The sequence below is a fragment of the Pseudomonas sp. NY8896 genome (genome assembly GCF_039634505.1).
On sequence record NZ_CP132350.1, the window covers coordinates 3,262,690 to 3,287,354 of the forward strand.

Consider the following 24,665-nt stretch of genomic DNA (forward strand, 5'->3'; position numbering starts at 1 on the left):
CGATATTTGAATTTCCCCTCATCCCTGCAACTTTCTAGCATGCGCGCTCATTGGCCGGGTGTTCCGGCTGCCGGGACGAGGAACCCCCATCATGTCGTTGTCCACCATTGCCCGTCGCGGGCTACTCGCATCGTTGCTGGCCACCACCACGGTGGCCGCCAGCGGCCTGGCCCAGGCCGATGCCACCCTGGACAAGGTCCAGCAACGCCACAAGCTGGCCGTGGGCGTGGTGTTGTCCGGTGGCCCGTTCGGGGCCATCGACCCAGCCACCCGCGAACCGATCGGTTTCAGCGTCGACCTTGCGCGTGACCTGGCGCGCCAGCTGGGCGTGGCGGTCGACCTCGTTGCGGTGCAGCCGGCCAACCGTGTGCAGTTCCTGCAGCAGGGCAAGGTCGACCTGCTGATCGCCAACATGGAATGGACCCCCGAGCGCGACAAGTTGCTGGGCCACGTGCCCACGCCGTTCTACCGCGTGGGCGGTACCGCGGCGCTGGCCAAGGACAGCCCGATCAACACCTGGGCAGGGCTCAAGGGCCAGCCGGTGTGCACTTCGCAGGGCAGCAGCTACACCCAGGCGCTGGTGGAGCTGGGTGCCGACATCAAAGCCTTCAAGACCTCGGCCGAATCGCTGCTGGCCCTGCGTGGCAACAACTGCGTGGCTGCCGTGCACGATGCCACGCTGATCAACCCGCTGCTGGCCAAAGGTGGCGAGTGGAGCGGCTACCGCGCCCTGGCCCCCGAACTCAACCCGGCGCCATCGGTGATCTGGACGCGCCTGGGTGAGACCGACACCCAGCAGCGCCTAGACCCGTTCGTCAAGCAGTGGCACCGCAGCGGCTGGCTGATCGAGCGTGAGCAGGCCAACCACATCACCCCGGCCTCGCCGGCGTTGGTGGAACTGCGTGCCAAGTTGCAGGGCGAAGGCGCCTGATGAGCGAGGTTCTGCACGGGCTGGTCGGGCAGCTCGCCCGGCTTGGCCTGAATTACGGCTTTCTGTTCGACACCTACGCCAGCGGCAAACTGCTCGAGGGCGCGTTGACCACGGTCTACCTGTGCCTGTTCAGCGTGGTCGGCAGCCTTGTGGTTGGCGTCTTGCTGGCGGCGGCGCTTACGTCCGCACGTCGCTGGTTGGCCTGGCCGGCGCGGGCCTTTATCGAGGTCACTCGTAATACGCCGACGCTGGTGCAGTTGTACTGCGCGTTCCTGGTGCTGAACATGCTGATCAACCAGAGCCTGGGCAACGCCAACCCGATGACGCCCTTTGCCTGGGTGGTGCTGGTGATATCCCTGCACAAAGGGGCGTTTCACGCCGAGGCCTTGCGCGCCGGCATCGAGGCGGTGCCGGCAGTGACCCTGGAGGCGGCCAGCTCGCTGGCCTTCAGCCGCCGCCAGCAACTGCTGCAGGTACAGCTGCCGCTGGCCGTGCGCTTTGCCTTGCCGGCGCTGGTCAACAACCTTATCGACCTGGTGAAGATGACCGCCGTGGCGTCGGCGATCGCTGTCAACGATATTACCTATGCCTCGATCATGATCTGGACCCAGGGCGACAACGTCATCGAACTGATGATTCTGATCCTGGCGTTCTACGGCCTGCTCAGCTTCGCTGTCAATTGTGCCGGTCGCGCCGTGGAAGCGCGCCTGAGGATGCCGGGTTATGGCCATTGAGAACCTCGCCACACTGTGGCATTGGTCACCGACCCTGGGGGCGGGCCTGTTGCAGAACATCCAGATCAGCGTTGGCGCCATTGGCCTGGGCACGTTGCTGGGCTTGCTGATAGGCGTTCTGTCGCTTTCGCCCTTGGCGCCACTGCGCGGTGTCGCACGGCTGTGGGTGCAGGTGTTCCGTAACGCGCCGTGGCTGGTGCTGATCTACTTCACCTCGTACGTGTTCCCGTTCGAAATACAGGTGGCCGGCACCTGGCTGGCCTTTCCCGACTGGCTCAAGGTCACGATCGGCCTGGCCCTGCCTGCCAGTGCCAACGTTGCCGAGATTTTCCGTGGTGCGGTGGCTTCTATCCCGGCTACCCAGTGGGAGGCTGCGCGTTCGCTGGCCTTCAGCCGCGTGCAGATCTTCCGTTCGATCATTCTGCCGCAGTGCCTGCGGCGCATGTTGCCGCCCTGGATGAACCTGTACGCGGTAGTGACCATGGGCACCGCGCTGGCTTCGCTGGTGGGGGTGCACGACCTGATCGACAGCGCGCAGATTGCCGCCAACACCGTCAACCGCAGCGGCTTCACCGTGCTGGTGTACTTCAGCGTGCTGGCGTTGTTCTTTGCCTACTGCTACCCCATTGCCCGCCTGACCCAACGCCTGGAGCGCCGCTATGCCTTCTGAACCCTTGATCCAGTTGCGCGACGTGCACCTGGCTTTTGCCGACAACCCGGTGTTGCGTGGCATCGACCTTGATGTGCAGGCGGGCCAGGCGGTGTCGATCATCGGCCCGTCCGGCTCGGGCAAGTCGACCATCCTTCGCTGCATGACCGGCCTGCTGCGGCCGCAGCGTGGCAGCATCTGCATTGGTGGTACCCAGGTCGAGCGTTTGCGCGGCGAGGCGGAGCTGATTGCCCTGCGCAAACAGGTGGGCTTCGTCTTCCAGCAATACAACCTGTTTCCCCATTTGAGTGTGCTGGACAATTTGCTGATCGCCCCGACCAAGGTGCTTGGGCGCAACCGCGCCGAGGCCCGCGAGCAGGCCCTGGCGCTGCTCGACAAGGTGCGCCTGGGCCACAAGGCAGCAGCCTTCCCAGGTGAGCTGTCGGGTGGCCAGCAGCAGCGTGTTGCCATTGCCCGTGCCTTGGCGATGCGGCCCAGGTTGATCCTGTTCGATGAAGTGACCTCGGCGCTGGACCCAGAGATGGTTGGCGAAGTGCTGGCGGTGATCCGTGAGCTGACCGAGGAAGGCATGACCTGCGTGCTGGTCACCCATGAAATGCGCTTTGCCGAAGAGATCAGCGACCAGGTGTATTTCACCGAGCATGGCCGGATCGTCGAGCATGGCAGCGCCGAACAACTGTTCCGCGCCCCGCAACACGAGCGTACCCGTGCCTTTCTGCAGCATGCGCTGGGTGAGGGCGGCCAACGCCCGAGCCGCCCGGCGCCCGATGTTTTCAGCAACCTGGGGCGCTACAGCCTCAGCGTGTGACCTCCGCTAGCCAAGAAGAGAAACCGATAATGTCCCGTGAATCCGTGATCCAGCCGTTTCTGGCGCAAGTGCGCGCTATCCATGAGCGTGGTGTCGACCGCGCCGCCCTGCAGCAGATCGTCCGCTTGCTCGAAGGCCTTGCCGAGCGCCGCGAACTGTTCAATTTCGAGCGCTTCCCGGCACCGGACGCGACCACCGGCGAGACCCAGTTCCGCTACCGCCTGAACGATGATGGCGAGTCGCCGACCCTGTACGTCAACTCGCTGCTGCCGGGCAAGGCGACCCTGCCACACAACCATGAGACATGGGCAGTCATCGTCGCCGTCGAGGGGCAGGAGCTGAACCGGGTGTATCGCCGCGAAGATGACGGCAGCGACCCGGCCCGTGCACGCCTGGCGCTGGAGCAGGAGATCGTGGTGCAGCCAGGGACCTCCGTGGCGTTCCTGGGTGAAGACCTGCATGGCATTCGTGTGGAGGGAGATCAGCCGACCTTGCACTTCCACCTTTATGGTCGGCCGCTGGAGTCGCTGGAGAACCGTTACGGGGTCAAGGACGACGGCAGCGTGGTGAACTACAACAAATCACAGATGGCGCCTTCGATCGCGGCATACGGCCTTTGATCCGTATTGCCTGAGCTCAACCCTGCAAACGACCACGGACTGCGTCCCATGACTCCCAGCATCACCCCCGCGCTACTGCATGACTGGCTGTTCGACGGCCACGAAATCGCCCTGTTCGACCTGCGCGAGCACGGCCAGTACGGCGAAGCTCACCTGTTCTACGCCGTGAACCTGCCGTACAGCCGGCTGGAAATCGAGGCCCCGCGCCTGGCGCCCAACCCGCTGGTGCGTCTGGTGGTCTACGACGCAACCGGCGGCGAACTGGCGCAGCGCGGCGTGCAGCGCCTGCAGGCGCTGGGCTACAAGGCCGTGCATTGGCTCGAAGGCGGTAGCCAGGGCTGGCAGGCCGCTGGCTTTGAATTGTTCGCCGGTGTGCACCTGCCCTCCAAGGCCTTTGGCGAACTGGTCGAACATGCCTGCCACACCCCACGCATCAGCGCCCAGGAGCTGGCCGAATGGCAACGCCAGGGCAAGCCGCTGGTACTGCTCGATGGCCGGCCACTGGACGAGTTCGCCAAGATGAACATCCCCGGCGCCACCTGCTGCCCCAACGGTGAACTGGGCTACCGCCTGGAGGACCTGGTGCATGACCCCCAAACACCGGTGGTGATCAACTGCGCAGGGCGTACCCGCAGCATCATCGGCGCGCAAACCCTGATCAACCTCGGCATCGACAACCCGGTCTATGCCCTGGAGAACGGCACCCAGGGCTGGTACCTGGTCGACCTGCCACTGGAGCACGGCGGGCGACGCGGGTATCCGCCGCATAGCGGCCAGGCACTGGGGCGGCAACGGGCACGCGCCACGGGGTTGGCGCACAAGGCCGGGGTGCAGTGGGTGGCAGCGGCGCAGGTACAGGCCTGGCAGCAGGACGCACAACGCACGCTGTTCCTGTGCGATGTGCGCACCCCGGAGGAGTTCACCGCTGGCAGCCTGCCCGGCGCGCAGCATTGCCCAGGCGGGCAACTGGTGCAGGGCACCGACTTGTACATTGGCGTGCGCAAGGCGCGCGTGGTGCTGTTCGATGGCGACGGCGTGCGTGCCCCGGTGGTGGCCAGCTGGCTGCGGCAGATGGGGCATGATGCGTACGTCCTCGAAGGCGGCCTGGGCAGTGGCTTGGCATTGCCGGCACAGCCGCCGCTGGCGGTAACCTTGGCCGAAGCCAGCGCTGCAGAACTGGAGGGCGCCTTGCTGCTGGACCTGCGCCCGAGCACGGCCTACCGCCAGCGCCACCTGCGCGGCGCGCAGTGGGCGATCCGCCCAGGGCTGGCCGAGCAGGTGCGTGAGCAGTCTGGGCGCCTGGTGTTCATTGCCGACGACCCTCGCGTCGCCGAGTTGGCTGCCAGCGAACTGCCAGATACACAACGTCGCGCTGCGCGCCTGTTCCCCCAGGCGTTGCTGGCCGAGTGGCCGCAGGTCGCGGACGACACCTCGTTGCCAGACGCCGCCTGCATCGATTTCCTGTTCTTCGTCCATGACCGACACGCCGGCAACAAGGAGGCGGCACGCCGCTACCTGGCCTGGGAGACCGGGCTGATCGCACAGATGAGCGCCGCCGAGGTTGCCAGCTTCACCCCCCTGACGCACAGCGACCCGGTCGCTACACGGCTGGTGCATGCCGGGCGTGGCGAATCGGGCCAAGGGGCCCACGGCGTCAACCCACCGGTCAGCCGCCTGAGCACCGTGCTGTTCGACAGCGTCGCCGAACAGCGTGAAGCGCGCAGCCATCGGGACCAGCAACGGGTGCTCAGCTACGGTGCCCGTGGCAACCCCACGGCCTTTGCCCTCGAAGACCTGGTCAGCGAACTGGAAGGCGGCTACCGCTGCAAGTTGTTCGTTACCGGGCTGCAAGCCATCACTCAGGCCTTTCTCGCCTACTTGCGCCCCGGCGACCATGTGCTGCTCAGCGATGGGGTGTATGGCCCGGTGCGGCGCCTGGCGCGCGAGCTGCTGCAGCCGTTCGGTGTGCAAGTCAGCTATTTCGCCGCCGATGGCCACGGCCTGGAGGCCGCGTTGCGCCCGAACACCCGCATGGTCTACAGCGAGAGCCCGAGTTCGTTGCTGTACGAGCTCATTGACCTGCCGGCCATGGCTGCGTTGTGCAAGCCGCGCGGGATCCTGCTGGCGGTCGACAACACCTGGGGTTCGGGTTACTTGTACCAGCCGTTGGCATTGGGCGCAGACATCTCGGTGATGGCCCTGACCAAGTACGTGGGCGGGCACAGCGACGTGATGATGGGCAGCGTGTGCACCACCCAAGAGGCCTTCGCCGCGTTGTCGCGCAGCAGCGATACCTGCGGCTGCACGGTCAGCCCGGACGATGCTTGGTTGGTGCTGCGTGGGGCGCGCAGCCTGGCCAGCCGCATGGCCGTGCACGCGCGCCAGGGCCTGGAGATCGCCCAGTGGCTCCAAGCTCGCGAGGATGTGGCGCGGGTGTATCACCCGGCGTTGCCGGAGCACCCGGGGCATGCCCTGTGGCGCCGCGACTTCAAGGGCAGCAATGGCCTGCTCAGCCTCGAACTGGCCGACGCCAGCCTGGGCCGGGCAGAAGCGTTCATCGATCGCCTGCGCCTGTTCGGCATCGGTGCCTCCTGGGGTGGCTACGAGAGCCTGGTGACCCTGGCCGAGCTGGGTGAGCGCAGCTTCGCAACCCCGGTGCGTGGTGCTTTGGTGCGCCTGCACGTGGGCCTGGAAGAGGTCGGCTCGCTACAGCGCGACCTCGACCAGGCGCTGCGCTGATCAGGCCCAGTCGGCGCGGTCTGCCAGCAACCTGGCCTGGCGCAACAGCTCGTCGTCTGGCGTCGCGCTGGCGATGGCCAGGCGCAGTTGCCCAAGGAACCGCCCCTGGATAGGGGCGATCGTGCCCGAGAACAGGCTCACCCCATCGCCCAGCGCGGCACCGATGGCCGCCAGATCGGGCTTCAGCCCTTTGCCGCCGGTGTAGTGCAGGTCGAGGTAGCGTTTGTCGGCAGCAATGGCCTGTGCTGCAGGCGCGGCCTCGCCGAGCAACGTGCGGCTGACGGCGTGCTGCGGGTTGCCGAACACTTCCCACACCGCGCCCGTTTCGACGATGCGGCCTTGTTCCAGTACGGCTACACGGTCGCACAGATCACGGATTACCTGCATTTCGTGGGTGATCAGGACGATGGTCAGGCCCAGCCGCTGGTTGATGCTGCGCAGCAGGTCGAGGATCGCCTGGGTGCTTTCCGGGTCCAGCGCCGACGTCGCTTCGTCGCACAGCAGAATCTGCGGCTCCAGCACCAGCGCCCGAGCAATGCCGACGCGCTGCTTCTGGCCGCCGGACAGTTGCGCGGGGTAGGCGCCGCCACGGCCGGCCAGGCCGACCAGGCGCAACAGCTCCGCCACCCGGGCGCTGCGCTGTGCTTGCGGCACCCCGGCCATGCGCATTGGCAGCTCGATGTTCTGGGCGACCGTGCTATTGGCCAGCAGGTTGAAGTGCTGGAAGATCATCGCCACCTTGCGCCGCAGCGCGTGCAAGGGCTTGCCTTGCAGCCCGGCGATGTCCTGGCCGTCGATCAGTACCTGGCCGGCGCTGGGTGCTTCCAGGCGGTTGAGCAGGCGAAGCAGCGAGGACTTGCCCGCGCCGCTGCGGCCGATGATGCCGAACACCTCGCCCCGGCGCACGTGCAGGTCGATGGCGTCGAGCGCGCTGACGGCGCCATAGCGTTTGTGGATGCCGCGCAGGCACAGGTGCGCGTCGGTTGGCTGGATTTGCTGCTGGTAACGGCTCATGTTCGGGTTCCATGCCCTCCGTCACCAGAGGGCGTCAGGGGTCAGAAACCAGGGGCGATCTGGCCTTTGTAGCGGGTCAGGATGAAGTTGCGCACTTCAGGGGAATTGAGTGCCTTGGCCAGCTTCTGGATACCCGGGTCCTGCAGGTTGTCGGGGCGGGCGACCAGGTATTCCACGTACAGGTCCTTGCCTTTTTCAACGATCAGCGCGCTGTTGGTATCGATGCCGGCCTCCAGTGCGTAGTTGGCGAAAACGAAGGCCAGGTCGACCTGTTTCACCGAGCGGGCCAGCATGGCGCCTTCCAGTTCGCGGATCTTCAGGTGGTGGGGGTTGTCGGTAATGTCGCGCTGAGTGGACTGCGGGTTGGCCGGGTCTTTCAGCGTGAGCAGCCCGGCCTCGGCCAGCAGTACCAGGGCACGGCCAGTGTTCACCGGGTCGTTGGGAATGGCGACGCTGGCGCCATCGGGCAGCTCGGCAAGGGTTTTGTACTTGGCCGAATAGGCGCCGAATGGCTCGATGTGCACGCCTACCACCGGCACCAGGTCGGTGTGCCGGGTCTTGTTGAAGTCGTTGAGGAATGGCCGGTACTGGTAGTAGTTGGCGTCCAGGTTCTTCTGCGCCAGTTGCAGGTTGGGCTGGATGAAGTCGTTGAACACTTTGATGTCCAGGTCGACCCCTTGCTTGGCCAGGGCCGGTTTGACGAACTCGAGGATTTCCGCATGCGGTACCGGCGTGGCGCCAACCACCAGGTGTTCGGCGGCCTGGGCACTGAAGGCGAGGAAAGCGGCGAGGGCGGTGAGGGTCTTTTTCATGGTCAGTACCTGAGAAGAGTCGGGGTTCAGCGGCGGGTGAAGTGTCTTACCAGGCGGTCACCGCTCATCTGCAGCAGCTGCACCAGCAGGATCAGCAGCAGCACGGTGACCACCATCACATCGGTCTGGAAGCGTTGGTAACCGAAGCGGATCGCCAGGTCGCCCAGGCCGCCGCCGCCGATCACCCCGGCCATGGCGGTGTAGTCGACCAGCACGATGGCGGTGACGGTGACCGCCGCGATCAGCCCGGTGCGCGCTTCGGGCAGCAAGGTGTAGCGGATGATCTGCGCGATGCTGCCGCCCATGGCCTGGCTGGCTTCGACCAGGCCACGGTCCACTTCGCGCAGCGCGGTTTCTACCAGGCGGGCGAAGAATGGCGTGCAGCCGACCACCAGCGGCGGGATGGTGCCCTTCACGCCCAGCGACGTGCCGGTCAGCAGGGTGGTCAGCGGAATCAGCACGATCAGCAGGATGATGAACGGCAGCGAGCGCAGCACGTTGACCACCACCGACAAGGTTCGGTACAGCGGGTCGTGCGCCAGTAACTGGCGCTGCCCGGTCAGGTACAGCAGTACGCCAAGGGGCAGGCCGAAGAGCACGGTAAAGCCCAGTGCGGCGCCCAGCATGCTGAGCGTTTCCAGGCAGGCCTGGGCGATTTCCGCCCAGTCGACGTTGGTCAGCAGGTCATTCATTGGCGTGGCCTCAGTTCCAGTCATGGCGAGGCGGCTTGACGCCGTTCAGTGCCCAGTTACCGACCAGGTGGTACTTCCAGCGCACCGGGTCGTGCAGGGTGTGCACGCGGGCGTTGCGCCAGTGGCGGTCGAGATTGTGCCGGGTCAGCGACGAGCGCGTGCCGCCCAGTTCGAACAGGCGGTTACTGGCTTCGATGGCGGCCTCGGTGGTCAGTACCTTGGCCTTGGCCACTGCAATCGAAGCCAGGGCCACGTTGTTTTCATCAGGGGCGGGTTTGGCCGCATCCAGGGCCTGGCCTGCACGTTCGAGCAGGGCTTCGGCGGCTTCCTGACGAATCTCCAGCGAGCCGACCTGGATGATGGTCAATGGGTCTTCGCTGGCCTTGTCGACCTGGGCATCGATCCACGGCCGGGCATGCTCACGCACGAACGCGAGGGCGTCGTCCAGCGCTGCGCGGCCGATGCCGGCGTCGATGGCCGCTGTGGTCAACTGAGCGAAGGGGCCGGCGAGGGTCGGGCTTTCGTAGGAGCGGTAGCTGGGGAACAGGTTGAATGCCGGCACCCGCAGGCCGTCGAGCAGCACCGTGCCGCTGGACGTGGTGCGCTGGCCCATGCTGCTCCAGTCATCGACGATCACCAGGCCGGCGCTGCCTCGTTGCACGAAGGCCAGTTGGGCACGGTCCTGCTCGTCCAGGGCCAGCACGCCGAGCCAATGGGCGTACAGCGAGCCGGTGCAGTAGCCTTTGCGCCCGTCGATGCGGTAGCCATCGCCCTCGGCGACCAGGCGTGTGCGAATGTCCTGGACGGTTTTGCCGCCGGTTTCCGACAGGGCGTTGGCAAATCGGTGCCCTTGCAATACCAGGTCGTAGAAGTAGCGTTGCTGCTCTGGCGTGCCTTGCAGGCGTATGTCTTCGAGCAGGCAATAGTGGTTTTGCGGAATTTGCCCAAGGGATGGGTCGGCAGCGGAGACGATGGCGATCACACGGGCAAGCGTGGCGAACGATACTTCGGCGCCACCGTAGGCCCGCGGCACGGTGATGCCCCATAGCCCGCTGTTGGAAAAGGCGTCGACGATGTCGGCCGGTACTTCGCGGTTGCGGTCGCGTTCGGCTGCGCCCTCGCGCAGCAGTTCGGCGACTTGATAGGCGACGGCAAGCGCCTCGGCGTCATCGCGAATGATGTGCGCCGCTGGCGTGCGGATTTCGTAGTTGGCGGATACGGTAGGGGCAGGCATGAGCAACTCGTCGTGTAGGCGGATACCTTCACGTTGCAGCTGCTGTGCCAACCTTTAAAGCCAATGAAATCAGGCTTTTAGCTTAGTGTTTCGAGGGGTATCTGCCTGAAAACCCAACTAACTGTTGTTGCACTGTCGGCCCTGCAACAGCAGCAGTTCACTGAGCTTGTCCATGGCCGGTGTCGCCTGGCTGCCTTTACGGGTAACCAGCTCGTAGGGGTCGCTGACCGAGCCCATGCTCAGGGGCAGAATGCTGACCTGTTGATTCATCGCACATTGCCGGGCCACGTCGATCGACACCAGTGCGACGAAGTCAGGGCGGTTTTGCAACAACGACAAGGTTGCCAGGATCGAGGTGGTTTCAACCAGGTGCAGCGGGAAGCGCAGCCCGGCATCGTGGAACTCGCGCTCCAGTTGCACGCGCATCGGCATGTTGGCCCGGTACACGATCCAGCGGCTCTCGGCCAGCTCGGCAAGGCTCAGGCTTGCCGCATGCTTTAACGGGTGGTCGATGTTGGCGATGACCGCCAGCGTCTCATCCTGGACAAAGGTGCTGGCGAACAACTGTGGCGTGTTGCTGACACTGGTGCGGCACAGGGCGATGTCCAGGCGGCCGCTCTCGATCTGCGCCAGCAATGACTGGCTGGTGTCCTCGATGATTTCGAACGACATCTGCGGCTGGATGCCGGCCAGCTGAGACACGGCTTTCATCAGCAACGGCACGGCGCCCATGATCGCCCCCACCGCCAGCCGGCCGCCAACCCCACGCAGGATGGCATCCAGGTCATGCCGCAGGTTGGCGATATCAGTCTGTACCACGCGGGCGTAGCGGATGGCGCAGTGCCCCGCGGCCGTAGGCTCCAGCCCGCGGTTGGTGCGGTTGAACAGCACGGTGCCGAAGGTGGTTTCGATTTCCTGCAATGCCTTGCTGGCACCAGGCTGGGTAAGCCCGACGCTGCCTGCTGCACCGAGCAGCGAGCGGTGCTCGTCCAGCTCGATCAACAAGCGCAGGTGGCGGGCGTGCAGGCGGGACATGATCGAATTGAGCGAGGGGGTCATCGGGTATGCGTCCTGGTTATACCGATATGGATTGTTCTCAATACCATGGCCAGCCGTGCATTCCTATACTGGCGCTGCACAGCGTCGCTTCCCTTGCGGTTGAGACACCCAGAACAATAAAGCCAGGAGCCTGCCAAGCCTTATGTCCCTGATCAACTACGTCACCCAGATTCAATTCGAAAGCGGCGCCATCGCCCGCTTGCCTGCCGAGTGCGAGCGCATTGGTATAACCAGGCCTTTGATCGTGACCGACCGAGGCGTGCGCGCTGCCGGTATTGTCGATACGGCGTTGAACACCTTCGGCGACAGCACCGCGCAACTGCCGATCTATGACGGTACGCCACCCAACCCCAACGAGAATGCCGTGCGTGAAGCCGTGGCCATGTTCAAGGAGTGCGGCTGTGACGGCATCATCGCCATTGGCGGCGGCTCGGCGATCGACCTGGCCAAAGGGGTGGCGGTGTGTGCCCGACACGATGGCCCCTTGAAAAGCTTTGCGGTGATCGAGGGCGGCCTGGCCCGCATCACCCCGGCAACCGCGCCGGTGATTGCGGTACCGACCACCGCCGGCACGGGCAGCGAGGTAGGGCGGGGCGCCATCCTGATTCTCGATGACGGGCGCAAGGTGGGGGTGATCTCGCCCCATGTGGTGCCCAAGGCTGCCATCTGTGACCCGGCGTTGACCCTTGGCCTGCCGGCACAGCTCACGGCTGCCACTGGCATGGATGCGATTGCCCACTGCCTGGAAACCTTCATGGCCCCTGTATTCAACCCGCCTGCCGACGGTATTGCCCTTGACGGCCTGTGGCGCGCCTGGCGCTTCATCGAGAGCGCCACCCGCGAACCGGGCAACCTGGACGGGCGCATCAACATGATGAGTGCTTCGCTGCAAGGTGCGTTGGCTTTCCAGAAGGGCCTGGGCTGCGTGCACAGCCTTAGCCATGCGCTGGGCGGGATCAACCCGCGCCTGCATCACGGTACCCTCAATGCGATCTTCCTGCCTGCCGTCATCACCTTCAACCGCCAGGCCGAAACGGTGCTTGACGAGCACAAGATGCAACGCATCGCCCAGGCGATGGGGTTGGCGGACGACAGCCAGATCGAAGAGGCCATCCGCAACATGACCCGCACGCTGGGCCTACCGACCGGGCTGGGCGAGCTGGGCGTCAGCGAGGACCTGTTCCCGCGCATCATCCAGGGCGCGCTGGCCGACCACAGCCACCGCACCAACCCGCGCGAAGCGTCTGCCGAGGACTACCAGGGGTTGCTTGCAGCGTCCATGTAAGCCGTTACTCGCGGTTCTTCCAATAACAACAAAAGTGAACGCCCATGAATAGCAAATATGCGCAAGCCGAGCTTGCAGGTTCGCCGGAAGCGGTCGCCAGCGCGAACCCCTTCAGAAAGTACCAGGTCATCACCGTCAGCCTGTTGCTGGTGATTGGCATCATCAACTATGTCGACCGCAGTGCGCTGTCGATCGCCAACACGTCGATCCAGCGCGACATGGGTATCACGCCGTCACAGATGGGCATTCTGCTGTCGGCGTTTTCCCTGGCGTATGCCTTTTCGCAACTGCCCCTGGGCATGATCATCGATCGCCTGGGCAGCAAGATCTCGCTGGGGGCGGCCTTGTTGGGCTGGTCGGTGGCGCAGACGGCTTCCGGCCTGATCAACAGTTTCTCGGCGTTTATCGGGCTGCGGGTGGTGCTGGGGATTGGCGAAGCGCCGATGTTCCCGTCGGCGGCCAAGGCGCTGGCAGAATGGTTCGAGGCCGAAAAGCGGGGGACGCCGACCGGCATCGTACTGTCATCGACCTGCATTGGGCCGTGCCTGGCGCCGCCGTTGCTCACGTTGCTGATGGTCACCTGGGGCTGGCGCGGCATGTTCATCGTCACCGGGGTGTTTGGCATTCTGGTCGCCGCCTGCTGGTTCGCCTTCTACAAAAGCAAGGCGCGTTACCTGGCCGAACTGCCCGCCGAAGAGCGTGAGCGGCTGCTGGCGACCCAGGCGTGTAAACAGCCGGAGGCAAGTGCCAGGCCGAGCCTGCGGGCACAACTGGCGGCGTGGGCCGAGTTGTTCCGCCACAAGAGCACCTGGGGCGCTGTGTTGGGCTTCATGGGGGTGATCTACATGCTGTGGCTGCACCTGACCTGGTTGCCGGGCTACTTCGAACGTGAGCATGGCTTGAGCCTGTACCAGACGGCCTGGGTGGTTTCGCTGGCCTATGTGTTCGGTGCGCTGGGCACCATTGTCGCGGGACGCATCTGCGACCGCCTGGTGAAAAACGGCGCCAGCGTGCTGGGTAGCCGCAAGCGGGTCGTGGTGACGGCGTTGTTCGCGGCAGCGGCGTTCACCGTTCCGCTGTCGTTCGGTAGCGGTTTCATGCTCAGCGTGGCGCTGCTGTGTTGCGCGCTGTTCTGCGTGAACATGGCCAGCTCCACCGCCTGGATGATTGCCAACACCGTGGTCGACAGCCAGCGTGTGGCCTCGTTTGGCTCGATCCAGAACTTCGGCGGCTACCTGGCGGGCTCGGTGGCACCGATCGTGACCGGGTTCAGCATCCAGCAGACCGGTTCGTTCGCTTCGGCATTCCTGATCAGTGCAGCGGTGGCGGCAGTGGCGGCGATGGCTTATGTACTGTTGCTGAAGCAGCCGGTTTCAACGGATCAGTGATCGTCATGCCGATTCATAACGGCTTGTTATGCCAGGCATCATGACAATATATTTACCCTCATCAATTTCAGGCCCTAGCATCTGTTGCCCGGCATCGCCCATTTCCATGAGGTTTTGATGAACAGTTCGCTCTTCGTACACCAACGCACCGCAGCCCTGTTAATGCAGCACTGGCGCAGTGGTGACCTGCTGACGGAACTGCCCGCCAGCCTCAAGCCTGAGACGTTGAAGCAAGGTTATGACAGCCAGGACCAGTTGTTTGCCGCTGCCGCTGGCCAGCGCGCAGGTTGGAAGCTGGGCGTCGGCAGCCCCGCAGCCATGCGAGCAGCCAACTTGTCGCGGCCACTGATTGGCCAGCTGGAGGCGGGGCGTTGTCATGCGGATGGCGCACACATCCAACTGCCGGCCATTACACCGGTGACCATCGAGTGCGAGATCGCCTTCGTGCTTGACCGTGATATCCCGCCACAAGCTGGGCGGGCCCCGGTCAGTGAGGACATCCGCGCTACCTGCGTCACCTTCGAAGTGGTGCGCTCGCGCTTTGTCGACCGCAAGGCGGTCGGCTGGCCGAGCTTTGTGGCAGACAACGTAGGGTTCGAGGCGCTGGTGGTCGGCAGCAGCCTGGGCGCAGGCATCGCTGTACCGCTGTTGGCCGACCTGGCCGAAACCACCGAGGTGCACGTAGACGGTGAATTGCGGGCGCGTGGCCTGTCGGGCGAAGCGGCGACCGACCCGCTGGTGTCACTGGCCCACCTTTATGCACATGCCGCCGAACGCGGCGAGACCTTGAAGGCAGGTGATGTGGTGACCACGGGGGCCATGTGCCAGCCCTTTGACCTGGATGGAACCGGGTATCGGATAAGCGCCAGGTTCCTTGGCCAGGTGCTGTCGTTCACGCTGTAACGGCCGACCATTGCTCGAACGCCGCCTGCATCCTCTGCCGGGTCTGTGGGTCGGCGGGGATCAGGTGTTCGATGCGCAGTGATTCCACCGTGATATCCAGCGGCATGCCGAAGGTGGTGAACGTGGACAGGAACCTCAGCTCGCCATAGGGGCTATGCACACGCGTCAGCAGCACTGGTGTGGCAGCCGTTTCGAGCGGGCTGCCCGGAATCGGCAGTTTGCCCAAGCGCTCTGCCAGCGCCGGGTTGCCTGCCGCCTCCCTGGACGCACGTTGCCAGGCAGCGCTGCGAATTTCTTGCGCATTGGCCAGATGATCGCCCAGGCCGCCGGGGCAGAGCAGTGTCTGCAGCAGGTTGAGGCCTGTGGCCGGCTGTGCTGTAACGCCGGCCATCGCCAACAAGAGCCCGGTACTGGTATTGGCGGCGATGACGTCCCAGTTGCTGTCGATGACGATCGCAGGTGCGGGGTTGTTGACCTGCAGGATGTGTTCAATGGCGGCATGCACCAGCGCCAACTCGGGCGCATCGAGTGGCGAGGCCGCGTAGCGGGGCGCGTAGCCGGCAGCGACGAACACTTCATTGCACAGCTCCAACGGCGCGCCAAGGGCCGAAAGCAGCGCATGCAAGGTGCTCGGGCTGGCCCTGGCGCGGCCGGTCTCCACGCAGCTCAGATGGCGCTGCGACAGCCCCGCCAGCAGCGCCAGGTCCAGCTGGCTGAGGCTGGCCTGCCGACGCAGGTGGCGTAGATGCTGGCCTGCCGAAGTATGTGGGGCAGGGCTATTGCGATGGAACAGGTGCTGATTCATGCGTGGCCTGATCGTCCTTGAGTGCAATGTACATGACCTCACTGGTCATTGAGCGCCAACAACCCTACCACTACTGTGCCCGCAAACCCTACCAAGGAGAACGATATGGGCTTGCGTATCTGCGCGCTGGCAGTGCTGATGCCGTTTTCGCTGTATACCGGCTGGACGATGCTGATTGCCGAGCAATCACTGCTGGCGTTCGGGCTGGCGCTGTTGTCCCGGCCGGACACTGCCCAGGTAGTCATCGACCTGTACCTCATGGCGGGGCTGGCTTGCCTGTGGATGGTCAAAGACAACCGACTACGGGGCAGTGCCGGCGTCGCGGTGCTGCCTTACCTGCTGCTGACCGTTGTCTTCGTTTCGCTGGGGCCGTTGTTGTACCTGGTGATACGAGGCGTTGCCGGAGGGCGACAGCCATGAGCGGTGCCTTGCAGGTGTACGCGTTGTGCGTGGTCGTGCTGTTTCTCAAGATGTTGTTGGTTTCCTGTTATCAGGGCTATCACCGCTTGCGTTTCGTGGCCTTCACCAACCCGGAGGACGCCGCTGTATTCAAACGCGCCGCACAGGCCACGGAACGCCCGCAGGTGTTGCGTGCAGCCAAGGCATGGGCCAATGACCTGGAAAATATCCCGTGCTTCTTCGCCCTTGGTGGCTTGGCCATCGCCCTCGACACACCGGCGGCGCTCGGTGCCTGGTTAAGCATCGTGTTCACCTGCGCCAGGGCCCTGCACACTTGGGCCTATCTGGCGGGGGTGCAGCCCTGGCGAACGCTGTTCTATGGCGTCGGGGTGGTCTGCCTGTTGGGCTTGTGCGCAATCATCGTGCTGAAGGTACTGAAGGGTTTGCTTCACTGATTCTGGCGAAAGAGCAAAGTTTGCATGAGTCAACTTGATGCTTTCCCGCATTGCTACTAATACTTAGGTACTGCCGGGAGAGGGATGATCATGCAGACGCGCTTTGTGGTGGTTCCAGCGGTGCCGCTCAAAAAAGAAATCTATCCACGCAACCTTGGCTTTCCCGCCACATTGGCGGCGGGCTATGACTTGTATGACACGCAAGAAAAGCTGCGTCTGAGCCTGCACTACCCGACACGCGCCGAAGCTGAGTTTCAATGTGCATGCCGCAACCGTTGTCGGGATGCCGACGAGGCGGATATCGCGGGAATTGGTTGAGCCCAGTGCAACATTGATACATGCAGAAAACCAAGGGCCGCCAGGCGGCCCCAATGCGTTGGGCTGACAGGCGTCAATAAATCTGCGGCACGATGATATCCATCGGCGTCGGGTTGCGAATGTAGTCCTCCTTCCTGACCCGTTGCGGCAGCTCGATCATCGGCACCTCCACTTCTTCATAAGGCATTTGCCCCAGCAGGTGGTGGATGCAGTTGAGCCGGGCTTTTTTCTTGTCGTCGGCCTGTACCACCCACCAGGGTGCCTCGGCGATGTGGGTGCGTTCGAGCATGATTTCCTTGGCCTTGGTGTAGGCCTCCCAGCGCCGGCGTGACTCCAGGTCCATGGGGCTTAGCTTCCATTGCTTGAGCGGGTCGTGCAGGCGGCTGAGAAAGCGCAGGTGTTGTTCCTGGTCGGAAATGGAAAACCAGTACTTGATCAGCTGGATGCCTGAGCGGGCGAGCATGCGTTCGAACTCCGGTACCGTGCGGAAAAACTCCTCGTACTGGTCGTCGTTGCAAAAGCCCATGACCTTTTCCACGCCGGCACGGTTGTACCAGCTGCGGTCGAACAGCACGATTTCGCCTGCCGCCGGCAAATGCGGAACATAACGCTGGAAGTACCATTGCGTGCGTTCCCGATCATTGGGGGCGGGCAGGGCGGCCACCCGACAGACACGGGGGTTGAGGCGCTGGGTGATGCGCTTGATCACGCCACCTTTGCCAGCCGCGTCACGGCCCTCGAACAGGATCACCACCTTGTGGCCGGTCTTGACCACCCAGCTTTGCAGCTTTACCAATTCCCCTTGCAGGCGGAACAGCTCGCGAAAGTAAGTCCTGCGTGCGGCTTTTTCGCTGCCATCCTCGACATGTTCATCAAACAGCGCATTCAGGTCATGGCCGTCTTCGGCCAGTTCCAGCTCCAGTTCTTCATCGCTGTGGTCAAGCAGTTCGCGGTGGATGCGCCGCATCAAGGCGTGTTCTGTGGCGGTCATGGCAAAGGCTCTCGTTAGCGGAAATGGCCAAGTGATAGTCCGCTTCGGTTACCAAGGCATGACATCAAGTTGCCGTCATGGCACAGGTAAAGCGCTCTAACACGCGGATGCCATTCAACAGTCACAAAGCTGTAACACAGCTGATGCAAAGTGTGCCGGCCATCACACGGAGCACTTTTTGATGAAACGCCTGATGAAGTCTGCTGCACTCGCCGTTGCGGTTTCCCTTTGCGCCACTTCGGCAGCCTTTGCTGCAGAAAACGTCCGCCTGACTGGTTCCGGCGCCAGCTTCCCTGCACCGATCTACCTGACCTGGTTCAAGGACTTCAGCAAGAACACCGCTGGCGTCACCGTTGACTACCAGTCCAAAGGGAGCGGGGCGGGTGTTCAGGACTTCCTGAACAAAACCGTCGACTTCGCCGCCAGCGACTCGGCCATGAGCGAAGCAGACATTGCCAAGGTTGGCGAAGGCGTGCAGTTGCTGCCAATGACCGCCGGTGAAATCGTCCTGGCTTACAACCTGCCGGGCAACCCGAAAGGGCTGAAGCTGCCGCGCGATGTGTACTCCAACATTTTCCTCGGCAAGATCACCCAGTGGAACGACCCGCAAATCGCCGCGGCCAACCCTGAGCTGAAACTGCCTGCCACCCCGATTACCGTGGTCGTGCGTGCCGACTCCAGCGGTACCACTGCGGTCTTCACCAAGCACCTGTCGGCCATCAACGCTGACTTCAAGCAAGGGTTGGGTGAAGGCAACACCGTCAACTGGCCGGCCACCGACAAGTTCATCAAGTCGCCGAAAAACGATGGCGTAACCGCCACCGTCCGCCAGACCCCAGGTGCCATCGGCTACATCGAGTACGGCTTCGCCAAGCTGGCCAAGGTCGACTTCGCCGTGCTGCAGAACAAGGCTGGCCAATACGTCGTGCCGAATGCCGAGAGCGGTGCCGAAGCACTGGCTGCGGTGAACATGCCGGAAAACCTGGTGGCTTGGCTGCCGGACCCGGACGGTGCCAAGTCCTACCCGATCACTTCCTACACCTGGATGATCTTCCGCAAGGACAACGGCAACCCGGAAAAGGCCAAGGCCATGCGTGAAATGGTCGAGTACAGCCTGACCAAAGGCCAGACCATCGCCGACTCGATGGGTTACATCCCGCTGCCTGCGTCGGTCGTCGACCAGGTGCGTAAAGCGTCCGCCAACATCCAGTAATACCCAGGCGCTCCCGGTATTGGCATGACGCCATGCCGGGGGTGTTTGTCCCTTGTCCCGGAACTCGCCAATGAACACACCCTTTGCCATACCGGATAACCCAGACTCCGCGTGCCAGCCACCGTCTGCGAAAGACTTCCTGGTCGATCGCACCTTCCGTGCGCTTGCGCGCATTGGTGTGGTGCTGGTGCTGGCGCTGGTCTTCGCGCTGGTCTACGAAGTGGGCCGCAAGGCACTGCCTGGCATCGAAAAGCACGGCTTTGACGTGCTGTTTGGCAGCGTCTGGGACGTCAACCAAGGCAAGTACGGTATTCTGCCAGCGATCTGGGGTACGCTTTACAGCGCCTTGATCGCCCTGTTGATCGCCGGTTTCTTCGGCGTCAGCATGGCCATTTTCCTTACCCAGGATTTTCTTCCGGCCAAGCTCGCCGCGGTGTTTCGCACCATCGTCGAGCTGCTCGCCGCCATCCCCAGCGTGGTCTATGGCCTGTGGGGCATCTATGTGGTCATCCCGGCAATTCGCCCGCTGACCGCCTGGTTGAACAGCGAGCTGGGCTGGATCCCGTTTTTCGGTACCTCCCTCAGTGGCCCCGGCCTGCTGCCAGCGGCGCTGGTACTGGCGATCATGATCCTGCCGACCATCGCTGCGGTTTCCCAGGATGCGCTGACCAGCGTGCCGATGAAAACCAAGCAGGCTGCCTATGGCATGGGGACTACCCATTGGGAAGCCATCCTCAAGGTGATGGTGCCATCGGCCGCTACCGGCATCTTCGGATCGCTGGTGCTGGGCCTGGGCCGTGCGCTGGGTGAAACCATGGCGCTGGCCATGCTGGTCGGCAACGCCAACACCATTTCCCTTTCCTTGTTCGCCCCGGCCAATACCCTGGCGGCGCTGTTGGCGCTGAACTTCCCGGAGGCCGGCCCCAACGAGGTCGAAGTGCTGATGTACGCGGCACTGGTGCTGATGTTCATCACGCTGCTGGTGAACGTGCTCGGCTCGATGATCATGCTCTACGCCCAGCGGGGTAACAAACAATGACTGACTTGACGACCCCTGTGGCCGCGTTGCCCAGCCTGCAGCGCAAGCTGGAAGGCCGTGCCCTGCGCAGCCTGGTATTGACCACCCTGGCCTGGCTGGCGGCGCTGGTGGCCAGCGTGCCGCTGATTTCCGTGCTGTACATGCTGATCACTCGTGGTGGTGCACGCCTTAACCTGGAAGTGTTCACCGAGTTGCCGCCCACCGGCTTCGAGATGGGTGGCGGTTTTGGCAACGCCATGGCCGGCACGTTCGTCATGGTCGGTATTGCCGCCGCCATCGCGGTACCGGTCGGTATCCTGGCCGCGGTGTTCCTGGCCGAGCTAGGCCCGGACAGCAAGCTGGCCAACGCCGCGCGCTTTGCCGCCAAGATGCTCACCGGCCTGCCGTCGATCCTGGCCGGCGTGTTTGCCTACGCCCTGGTGGTGATGACCACCGGTACCTACTCGGCACCGGCAGGCGGTGTGGCCCTGGCGGTGCTGATGCTGCCGATCGTGGTGCTGACCGCCGAAGAGTCGATGAAGATGGTGCCCAAGATCATGAAGGACGCTGCCTACGGCATGGGCTGCACCCGCGCCCAGGTGATCTGGAAGATTGTTTTGCCCACCGGCCTGCCGGCCATCCTCACCGGCGTGATGCTGGCCGTGGCCCGCGCCGCTGGTGAAACCGCGCCACTGCTGTTCACCGCACTGTTCAGTAACTACTGGATCTACCACGACGGTAGCCTGGCGGTCATGAACCCTACGGCCTCGCTCGCCGTGCTGATTTACAACTTCTCCGGCATGCCGTTCGACAACCAGCTCGAGCTCGCCTGGGCGGCCTCGCTGGTGCTGGTAATGATCGTGCTGGTCATCAACATTCTGAGCCGAGTCTTCGGCAAGCCCAAGTATTGAGAAAGGGAGCATCCAACTTGAACGTATCCACTGCGCAAAGAGCCGCTCCCATGGTCAGTGAAGCTACCCCGATCGTCATGGACTGCAAGCTGGACAAGATTTTCTACGGCAATTTCATGGCCGTGCGTGACAGCCATGTACCGATCCGCAAGAACGAGATCACCGGCTTCATCGGGCCGTCGGGCTGCGGCAAGAGTACCGTGCTGCGTAGCCTGAACCGCATGAACGACCTGGTGAAGGGCTTCCGCTTCGAAGGCCATGTGCACTTCCTGGGCCAGGACGTTTATGGCAAGGGCGTTGACCCGGTGGTGGTACGCCGCTACATCGGCATGGTGTTCCAGCAGCCCAACCCGTTCTCGATGAGCATCTTCGACAACGTCGCCTTCGGCCTGCGCCTGAACCGCTACAAAGGCGACTTGGGTGACCGCGTGAAGCACGCCTTGCAAGGCGCCGCGCTGTGGGACGAAGTGAAGGACAAGCTCAAGGTCAGCGGCCTGTCGCTGTCCGGTGGCCAGCAGCAGCGCCTGTGCATTGCCCGTGCCATTGCCACCGAGCCAGAAGTGCTGTTGCTGGACGAGCCGTGCTCGGCGCTCGACCCGATCGCTACCCGCCGGGTGGAAGAGCTGATGGTCGAGCTGAAGAAGGACTACACCATCGCGCTGGTGACCCACAACATGCAGCAGGCGATTCGTGTGGCCGACACCACGGCGTTCTTCTCGGTCGATATCTCCCAGGGCACGCGCACCGGCTACCTGGTCGAGATGGGCCCTACCGCGCAGATTTTCCAGAACCCGCGCGAACAACTGACCAGCGACTACATCAGCGGCAAATTCAGCTGAGCCATGCATGCCCAAGGTGGCCGGGTGTCGCAGCCAGGGAGGTTGCAACACCTGGCCGCGTTACCTTCCGTTAAAGTGTTACCCAGGATTTCCAATGCGAGCGATGCGTCGTCTTGATCTGTCAGCGGTAGAGCGCGCACTGCGCGAGGTGCAGGGCCGCTTTGCAGAACTCAGCCAGCATTTCACCGAACCGCGCGACCCGTTCACCGACGAGGTGCTGCTGAATGTGCTTGAAGGCTATGCCCTGATTGACGACTATGTCGCTCGCGGTATCGACCTTTTCGACCTGCAACAGCTGAACCTGATGCTGGAAATCAATGCCACCGTGCTGTGCGGCAGCGACCCGGCCCGCCGCTTGGAGTTCGCCCCGCACCTTGCCGCAACCGAGGCGCACTTTTTCAACAACGTGGAAGGTGGCATCAAGGATTTGTACAACTGGTACTGCTCGTACCGCAGCGATTCGATCTGGAAGCGGGCAGCCGGTGTGTATGTACGTATCCTCAGCAAACCGCAGCTGTTCATCGAAGGCAACAACCGCACCGGTTCGCTCATCGTCAGCTACTTGCTGATGCGTGCCGGGCTGCCGCCATTCGTGCTGTCGCTGGATAACGCCGAGGGTTACTTCAACCCGTCCTCGGTCATACGCAACTCCGCTAAACACGGTGTCAAGGCTTTGTACGAACTCCCCAAGATCAAGAAAAAGTACGCCGCTTTCCTTGAAGCGAAGGCGCCTGAGCCCGGCAAGTTCTTCCTGAGCGGCACACCCGTGCCCGCCTGTGAGGGGCGCCGCTGATGCAACGGTCATCCATGTTCGCACGCGGGCGCCAAGCCATCGAACGCAAGCTCAAGCGTGGCCAGGTGCGCATTTCGTTTGATATCGACGACACGCTCGCCTGCCTGCCCGAGCACGCCGCCGCCGAAGACAGCAAGCTGCCAACCTTCGTCCACCGCTGGCTCGGCGAGCCCCTGCGCAGCGGCACCCGTTCGCTGATTCGCGACCTGCGCCGCCAAGGCTGCAGCATCTGGATCTACACCTCGTCGGGGCGCACTCCGGCTTACATCCGCCGCTGGCTGATGCTGTACGGCATCCATGTCGATGGCGTGGTCAACAGTGACCGGCACCAGCACATCCTGGCGCAGAAAGGCCTGGAAAATTCGCCGTCCAAGCTGCCATCGGCGTTCGACATCGACCTGCATGTCGATGATTCCGAAGGTGTGCGGCTGGAGGGCGTCGACCACGGTTTTCGCGTGGTGGTGGTGTGCCCGAAGGATGAAAACTGGGCGCAGAAGGTGATGGACGCGGCGGCCGATGTGCAGGCGCGGCTGGCCTGGCAACAACCGCACCGTTATGAGATGCCCGTGCGCCAACGCTCGCAGGCGCTGGCTTCCTGAAGTAACGCGATAAGGGGGCCGCAAGGCGGCCCCCAGTTCGTTCAGGCGTATTGATACCCGCCTGCTACTGATGTGTACACCCTAAGTCTTGCACCCCGGCCCAGGCAGGTACTGGGTCCGAATCATCACGCCATACCCGCCGCTCCAAAGCACCCACCCAATCGCGCCAAAGCAGCGTATCTGGCAATTTGCCCACTTCTGATAATCGCCTCCGACATCCAGTCCCCGTTTGGAGCGCGCCATGCACAACAACAATAAGCACCTGCCGCCTCGTTTCCTCGCCGCCGCCATTGCCAGTGTTTCTGCCCTGGGCCTGAGCGGTGTCGCCGAGGCCGAGATCATGCTGTACGACAAGGACCAGACGACGTTTTCCACCGATGGCTATATCAACGCCTTCTACGTCAACAGCAAGGTCGACCGTGAGGGCGAACAGTTCGACCGCCGCCAATCGCGGGTGAAAATGGGTTTCTTGCCCAACTACCTGGGCTTCAACATGGGCAAGCAGGTGGATGACCTCAAGCTCGGTGCGCGTGCCTCGTTCTGGGTAACCATCAACGACAGTGAAACCAACGGCACCGACACCGCCATCGACGTGCGTCAGTTCTACGGCACGGTGGCCAACCCCGAATGGGGCGAGGTGCTGATCGGCAAGGACTTCGGGCTGTTCGCTCGTTCCAACATCCTGCTCGACGAACTGCTGGCCGGTTATGGCCAGGTCAGCGACACGCTGGGGCTGGTGGATGGCGGCGGGGTTTCGTTCGGCAACATCGGCAGCGGCTACCCGTACCCGTTCCCCACCTCGCAGATCACCTACCGCACCCCGGTGATGGACGGCCTGCGGGTGGCGGTGGGCATCATGGACCCGGTGGACACCAACGACAGCAGCCCCACCGGCAAGGCCTACCAGGAAAACCCCCGCACCGAGAGCGAGATCACCTACCAGTTCGACCTGGGTGGCGCGCAGATCTACAGCTGGGTCAACGGCAGTTACCAGACCTCTGACAACACGGACTCGACAGTAGAGACGATCACCTCCAAAGGGGTGGGGTACGGGGTGCAGGCGAAAATGGGCGGCTGGTCGCTGACCGGTTCTGGGTTCCAGGCCAAGGGCATCAACCCATTCTTCACCAACAATGCTGGCGAACCGGTGTTGCGCAATGTCGACAGTGACGGCTACCTGCTGCAGGGCTCGTACAAGTTCGGCAAGAACCGCGTGGCGCTGTCCTATGGCAAGACCAAGGACGATGGCAATGGCGCGGTGGGCAGCGGGGCAGACTACGAAACCCGCGGCGTGGCGTTGTTCCACGACATCAACGACAACCTCAAACTGGTGGCCGAGTACAACCAGTTCTCCATTGACGGGCATGACACCAGTGCCCAGAACGAAGACACCGATACCTTTGCGGTGGGCGCGGTGCTGACCTGGTGAGTGGTG

Annotated in this window: 26 protein-coding genes; 19 read left to right on the forward strand and 7 right to left on the reverse strand. The window is 63.4% G+C overall.

Annotated features, from left to right (window positions below):
• Positions 1 to 91: 91 nt before the first annotated feature.
• The 6 genes from Q9451_RS14635 to metC are packed head-to-tail and all read left to right on the forward strand — an operon-like array spanning position 92 to position 6,502.
• Positions 92 to 931 carry a transporter substrate-binding domain-containing protein gene (locus tag Q9451_RS14635; protein WP_012272787.1) on the forward strand — a complete coding sequence of 280 codons (840 nt, stop codon included), beginning with the start codon at positions 92 to 94 and terminating at the stop codon, positions 929 to 931.
• On the forward strand, positions 931 to 1,665 hold the full coding sequence (locus tag Q9451_RS14640; RefSeq protein ID WP_012272786.1) for an ABC transporter permease subunit: 735 nt from the start codon (positions 931 to 933) through the stop codon (positions 1,663 to 1,665). The genes Q9451_RS14635 and Q9451_RS14640 overlap by 1 nt, the downstream gene beginning before the upstream one ends.
• The gene (locus Q9451_RS14645) at positions 1,655 to 2,335 is read left to right on the forward strand and encodes an amino acid ABC transporter permease (protein WP_012272785.1); all 681 of its coding nucleotides are present in this window, start codon (positions 1,655 to 1,657) and stop codon (positions 2,333 to 2,335) included. Before Q9451_RS14640 ends, Q9451_RS14645 begins: the two co-directional genes overlap by 11 nt.
• Positions 2,325 to 3,143, forward strand: coding sequence for an amino acid ABC transporter ATP-binding protein (locus Q9451_RS14650; protein ID WP_012272784.1), 819 nt, complete (start codon positions 2,325 to 2,327; stop codon positions 3,141 to 3,143). The genes Q9451_RS14645 and Q9451_RS14650 overlap by 11 nt, the downstream gene beginning before the upstream one ends.
• Positions 3,144 to 3,172: 29 nt before the next feature.
• A complete protein-coding gene (locus tag Q9451_RS14655) occupies positions 3,173 to 3,763 on the forward strand; it encodes a cysteine dioxygenase family protein (protein WP_012272783.1) in 591 nt (196 codons plus the stop codon).
• A gap of 48 nt (positions 3,764 to 3,811) precedes the next feature.
• Entirely contained in the window at positions 3,812 to 6,502 is a 2,691-nt protein-coding gene (gene metC / locus Q9451_RS14660) for a cystathionine beta-lyase (RefSeq protein ID WP_012272782.1), read from the forward strand.
• Here the strand turns inward: metC and Q9451_RS14665 are convergent, their stop codons facing one another.
• From Q9451_RS14665 to Q9451_RS14685, 5 genes are all read right to left on the reverse strand, one after another.
• A complete protein-coding gene (locus Q9451_RS14665; RefSeq protein ID WP_012272781.1) occupies positions 6,503 to 7,516 on the reverse strand; it encodes a methionine ABC transporter ATP-binding protein in 1,014 nt (337 codons plus the stop codon).
• A 41-nt stretch (positions 7,517 to 7,557) separates the two neighbouring features.
• The gene (locus Q9451_RS14670) at positions 7,558 to 8,328 is read right to left on the reverse strand and encodes a MetQ/NlpA family ABC transporter substrate-binding protein (RefSeq protein WP_012272780.1); all 771 of its coding nucleotides are present in this window, start codon (positions 8,326 to 8,328) and stop codon (positions 7,558 to 7,560) included.
• Positions 8,329 to 8,354: 26 nt separating this feature from the next.
• The gene (locus tag Q9451_RS14675) at positions 8,355 to 9,020 is read right to left on the reverse strand and encodes a methionine ABC transporter permease (protein WP_012272779.1); all 666 of its coding nucleotides are present in this window, start codon (positions 9,018 to 9,020) and stop codon (positions 8,355 to 8,357) included.
• A 10-nt stretch (positions 9,021 to 9,030) separates the two neighbouring features.
• Positions 9,031 to 10,254, reverse strand: coding sequence for an SfnB family sulfur acquisition oxidoreductase (locus tag Q9451_RS14680; protein ID WP_012272778.1), 1,224 nt, complete (start codon positions 10,252 to 10,254; stop codon positions 9,031 to 9,033).
• 117 nt (positions 10,255 to 10,371) lie between these two features.
• Entirely contained in the window at positions 10,372 to 11,313 is a 942-nt protein-coding gene (locus tag Q9451_RS14685) for a LysR family transcriptional regulator (RefSeq protein WP_012272777.1), read from the reverse strand.
• 142 nt (positions 11,314 to 11,455) lie between these two features.
• Between Q9451_RS14685 and Q9451_RS14690 the strand changes: the two genes are divergently transcribed.
• The 3 genes from Q9451_RS14690 (at position 11,456) to Q9451_RS14700 (ending at position 14,889) form a co-directional block, all read left to right on the forward strand.
• Positions 11,456 to 12,598 carry an iron-containing alcohol dehydrogenase gene (locus Q9451_RS14690; protein WP_012272776.1) on the forward strand — a complete coding sequence of 381 codons (1,143 nt, stop codon included), beginning with the start codon at positions 11,456 to 11,458 and terminating at the stop codon, positions 12,596 to 12,598.
• 44 nt (positions 12,599 to 12,642) lie between these two features.
• Positions 12,643 to 13,986 (forward strand): MFS transporter, encoded by a 1,344-nt coding sequence (locus Q9451_RS14695; protein ID WP_012272775.1) that lies wholly within the window; start codon positions 12,643 to 12,645, stop codon positions 13,984 to 13,986.
• Between the two features lie 117 nt (positions 13,987 to 14,103).
• The gene (locus Q9451_RS14700; RefSeq protein WP_012272774.1) at positions 14,104 to 14,889 is read left to right on the forward strand and encodes a fumarylacetoacetate hydrolase family protein; all 786 of its coding nucleotides are present in this window, start codon (positions 14,104 to 14,106) and stop codon (positions 14,887 to 14,889) included.
• Here Q9451_RS14700 and Q9451_RS14705 read toward each other — a convergent pair.
• Positions 14,879 to 15,694, reverse strand: coding sequence for a helix-turn-helix domain-containing protein (locus tag Q9451_RS14705; protein ID WP_012272773.1), 816 nt, complete (start codon positions 15,692 to 15,694; stop codon positions 14,879 to 14,881). The genes Q9451_RS14700 and Q9451_RS14705 overlap by 11 nt on opposite strands.
• A gap of 105 nt (positions 15,695 to 15,799) precedes the next feature.
• On the opposite strand from Q9451_RS14705, the gene Q9451_RS14710 reads away from it, so the two are divergent.
• The 3 genes from Q9451_RS14710 to Q9451_RS14720 all read left to right on the forward strand — a co-directional run bounded on the left by Q9451_RS14710 (position 15,800) and on the right by Q9451_RS14720 (position 16,866).
• The gene (locus tag Q9451_RS14710; RefSeq protein ID WP_012272772.1) at positions 15,800 to 16,114 is read left to right on the forward strand and encodes a hypothetical protein; all 315 of its coding nucleotides are present in this window, start codon (positions 15,800 to 15,802) and stop codon (positions 16,112 to 16,114) included.
• The gene (locus tag Q9451_RS14715; protein ID WP_012272771.1) at positions 16,111 to 16,548 is read left to right on the forward strand and encodes an MAPEG family protein; all 438 of its coding nucleotides are present in this window, start codon (positions 16,111 to 16,113) and stop codon (positions 16,546 to 16,548) included. Before Q9451_RS14710 ends, Q9451_RS14715 begins: the two co-directional genes overlap by 4 nt.
• A gap of 84 nt (positions 16,549 to 16,632) precedes the next feature.
• Positions 16,633 to 16,866, forward strand: a complete 234-nt coding sequence (locus Q9451_RS14720; protein WP_012272770.1) for a hypothetical protein — start codon at positions 16,633 to 16,635, stop codon at positions 16,864 to 16,866.
• A 73-nt stretch (positions 16,867 to 16,939) separates the two neighbouring features.
• On the opposite strand, the gene ppk2 is transcribed toward Q9451_RS14720, so the two are convergent.
• Positions 16,940 to 17,857, reverse strand: a complete 918-nt coding sequence (ppk2, locus tag Q9451_RS14725; protein WP_012272769.1) for a polyphosphate kinase 2 — start codon at positions 17,855 to 17,857, stop codon at positions 16,940 to 16,942.
• A gap of 181 nt (positions 17,858 to 18,038) precedes the next feature.
• Between ppk2 and pstS the strand changes: the two genes are divergently transcribed.
• The 7 genes from pstS (at position 18,039) to Q9451_RS14760 (ending at position 24,659) form a co-directional block, all read left to right on the forward strand.
• The gene (gene pstS, locus Q9451_RS14730) at positions 18,039 to 19,070 is read left to right on the forward strand and encodes a phosphate ABC transporter substrate-binding protein PstS (protein ID WP_012272768.1); all 1,032 of its coding nucleotides are present in this window, start codon (positions 18,039 to 18,041) and stop codon (positions 19,068 to 19,070) included.
• A 70-nt stretch (positions 19,071 to 19,140) separates the two neighbouring features.
• Positions 19,141 to 20,109: a phosphate ABC transporter permease subunit PstC gene (gene pstC, locus Q9451_RS14735; RefSeq protein WP_004574212.1), complete on the forward strand. Its 969-nt coding sequence runs from the start codon at positions 19,141 to 19,143 to the stop codon at positions 20,107 to 20,109.
• Complete coding sequence (gene pstA / locus Q9451_RS14740) at positions 20,106 to 20,999, forward strand: phosphate ABC transporter permease PstA (RefSeq protein ID WP_012272767.1); 894 nt, start codon at positions 20,106 to 20,108, stop codon at positions 20,997 to 20,999. Before pstC ends, pstA begins: the two co-directional genes overlap by 4 nt.
• Positions 21,000 to 21,049: 50 nt before the next feature.
• A complete protein-coding gene (pstB, locus tag Q9451_RS14745) occupies positions 21,050 to 21,838 on the forward strand; it encodes a phosphate ABC transporter ATP-binding protein PstB (RefSeq protein ID WP_012272766.1) in 789 nt (262 codons plus the stop codon).
• A 94-nt stretch (positions 21,839 to 21,932) separates the two neighbouring features.
• A complete protein-coding gene (locus Q9451_RS14750) occupies positions 21,933 to 22,631 on the forward strand; it encodes a hypothetical protein (protein WP_012272765.1) in 699 nt (232 codons plus the stop codon).
• Positions 22,631 to 23,230: a hypothetical protein gene (locus tag Q9451_RS14755; RefSeq protein ID WP_012272764.1), complete on the forward strand. Its 600-nt coding sequence runs from the start codon at positions 22,631 to 22,633 to the stop codon at positions 23,228 to 23,230. The genes Q9451_RS14750 and Q9451_RS14755 overlap by 1 nt, the downstream gene beginning before the upstream one ends.
• Before the next feature lie 241 nt (positions 23,231 to 23,471).
• Positions 23,472 to 24,659 (forward strand): porin, encoded by a 1,188-nt coding sequence (locus tag Q9451_RS14760; protein WP_012272763.1) that lies wholly within the window; start codon positions 23,472 to 23,474, stop codon positions 24,657 to 24,659.
• The last annotated feature ends 6 nt before the right edge of the window (positions 24,660 to 24,665 follow it).

What these genes read in the sequence shown, in the direction of transcription:
- Q9451_RS14690 (WP_012272776.1), top strand. Translation starts at nt 11,456, where the DNA reads ATGTCCCTGATCAACTACGTCACCCAGATTCAATTCGAAAGCGGCGCC.
- Q9451_RS14645 (WP_012272785.1), top strand. Translation starts at nt 1,655, where the DNA reads ATGGCCATTGAGAACCTCGCCACACTGTGGCATTGGTCACCGACCCTG.
- Q9451_RS14685 (WP_012272777.1), bottom strand. Translation starts at nt 11,313, where the DNA reads ATGACCCCCTCGCTCAATTCGATCATGTCCCGCCTGCACGCCCGCCAC.
- Q9451_RS14705 (WP_012272773.1), bottom strand. Translation starts at nt 15,694, where the DNA reads ATGAATCAGCACCTGTTCCATCGCAATAGCCCTGCCCCACATACTTCG.
- Q9451_RS14700 (WP_012272774.1), top strand. Translation starts at nt 14,104, where the DNA reads ATGAACAGTTCGCTCTTCGTACACCAACGCACCGCAGCCCTGTTAATG.
- ppk2 (WP_012272769.1), bottom strand. Translation starts at nt 17,857, where the DNA reads ATGACCGCCACAGAACACGCCTTGATGCGGCGCATCCACCGCGAACTG.
- Q9451_RS14715 (WP_012272771.1), top strand. Translation starts at nt 16,111, where the DNA reads ATGAGCGGTGCCTTGCAGGTGTACGCGTTGTGCGTGGTCGTGCTGTTT.
- Q9451_RS14720 (WP_012272770.1), top strand. Translation starts at nt 16,633, where the DNA reads ATGATCATGCAGACGCGCTTTGTGGTGGTTCCAGCGGTGCCGCTCAAA.
- Q9451_RS14680 (WP_012272778.1), bottom strand. Translation starts at nt 10,254, where the DNA reads ATGCCTGCCCCTACCGTATCCGCCAACTACGAAATCCGCACGCCAGCG.
- Q9451_RS14670 (WP_012272780.1), bottom strand. Translation starts at nt 8,328, where the DNA reads ATGAAAAAGACCCTCACCGCCCTCGCCGCTTTCCTCGCCTTCAGTGCC.
- Q9451_RS14655 (WP_012272783.1), top strand. Translation starts at nt 3,173, where the DNA reads ATGTCCCGTGAATCCGTGATCCAGCCGTTTCTGGCGCAAGTGCGCGCT.
- Q9451_RS14760 (WP_012272763.1), top strand. Translation starts at nt 23,472, where the DNA reads ATGCACAACAACAATAAGCACCTGCCGCCTCGTTTCCTCGCCGCCGCC.
- pstC (WP_004574212.1), top strand. Translation starts at nt 19,141, where the DNA reads ATGAACACACCCTTTGCCATACCGGATAACCCAGACTCCGCGTGCCAG.
- Q9451_RS14650 (WP_012272784.1), top strand. Translation starts at nt 2,325, where the DNA reads ATGCCTTCTGAACCCTTGATCCAGTTGCGCGACGTGCACCTGGCTTTT.
- Q9451_RS14635 (WP_012272787.1), top strand. Translation starts at nt 92, where the DNA reads ATGTCGTTGTCCACCATTGCCCGTCGCGGGCTACTCGCATCGTTGCTG.
- pstS (WP_012272768.1), top strand. Translation starts at nt 18,039, where the DNA reads ATGAAACGCCTGATGAAGTCTGCTGCACTCGCCGTTGCGGTTTCCCTT.
- Q9451_RS14675 (WP_012272779.1), bottom strand. Translation starts at nt 9,020, where the DNA reads ATGAATGACCTGCTGACCAACGTCGACTGGGCGGAAATCGCCCAGGCC.
- Q9451_RS14755 (WP_012272764.1), top strand. Translation starts at nt 22,631, where the DNA reads ATGCAACGGTCATCCATGTTCGCACGCGGGCGCCAAGCCATCGAACGC.
- Q9451_RS14640 (WP_012272786.1), top strand. Translation starts at nt 931, where the DNA reads ATGAGCGAGGTTCTGCACGGGCTGGTCGGGCAGCTCGCCCGGCTTGGC.
- Q9451_RS14665 (WP_012272781.1), bottom strand. Translation starts at nt 7,516, where the DNA reads ATGAGCCGTTACCAGCAGCAAATCCAGCCAACCGACGCGCACCTGTGC.
- Q9451_RS14750 (WP_012272765.1), top strand. Translation starts at nt 21,933, where the DNA reads ATGCGAGCGATGCGTCGTCTTGATCTGTCAGCGGTAGAGCGCGCACTG.
- metC (WP_012272782.1), top strand. Translation starts at nt 3,812, where the DNA reads ATGACTCCCAGCATCACCCCCGCGCTACTGCATGACTGGCTGTTCGAC.
- pstA (WP_012272767.1), top strand. Translation starts at nt 20,106, where the DNA reads ATGACTGACTTGACGACCCCTGTGGCCGCGTTGCCCAGCCTGCAGCGC.
- Q9451_RS14695 (WP_012272775.1), top strand. Translation starts at nt 12,643, where the DNA reads ATGAATAGCAAATATGCGCAAGCCGAGCTTGCAGGTTCGCCGGAAGCG.
- Q9451_RS14710 (WP_012272772.1), top strand. Translation starts at nt 15,800, where the DNA reads ATGGGCTTGCGTATCTGCGCGCTGGCAGTGCTGATGCCGTTTTCGCTG.
- pstB (WP_012272766.1), top strand. Translation starts at nt 21,050, where the DNA reads ATGGTCAGTGAAGCTACCCCGATCGTCATGGACTGCAAGCTGGACAAG.